At 62.1% G+C, this 570-nt stretch carries 1 protein-coding gene; it reads left to right on the top strand.

What is annotated here, in order from left to right; translation table 11 throughout:
• Positions 1-365 precede the first annotated feature (365 nt).
• Positions 366-570, top strand: a 205-nt coding sequence (locus PKE79_RS16590) for a hypothetical protein (protein WP_271174799.1), incomplete at its 3' end; no start/stop codon positions are given.

Below are 570 nucleotides of genomic sequence, written 5' to 3'. Positions count from 1 at the left end.
GGCTCACGCCTGACCACCCACAAAAATCCACGGTGCTGGACGCACCTGACGAAGCAGCAAAGCTGCTCCTGATTTTGCGGGTGGTCAGCCGCTCGCTATGGCGAACTCTGACGGGGGCCGGAACACCGGAAAAGACCGCACTGGGGTGCCGCCTTTTCCTCTCACACGCTGGGGCGTGCTCGTTGTTCCTCCGGGGCTGCGCCTTTTCCGCATGGGGCGGAAAGAGGCTGGCCTCCGCGGTGAAAGCTGAACGCAATCACCACGGACGTGACCGCCGCCGCCATGCCTTGGGGCATGTCCGCGGCTTGTGCAGCGGGGGCTGCGCATCACGCCGGTACCCCCGTCGACTGAAGGAGAGAGATTGCATGTTTAATACGGATTCGCTTGCCTGGCAGTGGCATATCCCGGAGCTGGCCCGGCAGATTTACCCGTGGGTCAGCTGGCTGTACCGGGAGTATTACAGTCTGGCCGGTTTTTTTCTGGTTATCGGCCTGTTTTTCGGTCTGGCTGAACTCTGGGCCGGCCGAATGCGTTTTGTGGGGCTGAGCCATAAGGCGCGGCGGGAGTATG

This window comes from Microbacterium barkeri, assembly GCF_027921765.1.
Lineage (GTDB): Bacteria > Actinomycetota > Actinomycetes > Actinomycetales > Microbacteriaceae > Microbacterium > Microbacterium barkeri.
The sequence above is the reverse complement of the archived record's forward strand: the minus strand, read 5'-3'. Positions and strand labels throughout refer to the sequence as shown.